Here is a 242-nt window from a genome sequence, read left to right on the forward strand (position 1 = left end):
GCTCTGCAAAAGTAGGATTTAGTCTTGCTCCAGATAAAAGATATAGAGAGTTTGGAGATTCTTCTGACCTTGATGTTGCAATAATTTCTCCAGTATTATTTGATCGTGTTTGGCACTCAGTTTTAGACTATAAAAACTCTCGTCAATATTGGCCTAAGAAAAATGAATTTAAGCATCATTTTTTCGACGGTTGGATTAGACCTGATAAGTTACCACCGTCCAAGAAGTTTTCTTTTGCTAAT

Annotated in this window: 1 protein-coding gene; it reads left to right on the top strand. The window is 35.1% G+C overall.

All coding sequences use genetic code 11. The annotated features are described in order from the left end of the window. On the top strand, window positions 1-242 hold a 242-nt coding region (locus tag SB749_RS20600), incomplete at both ends, for a hypothetical protein (protein WP_410711952.1).

This window comes from Brevibacterium sp. SIMBA_078, assembly GCF_046534565.1.
In the GTDB taxonomy this organism is placed as follows: domain Bacteria; phylum Actinomycetota; class Actinomycetes; order Actinomycetales; family Brevibacteriaceae; genus Brevibacterium.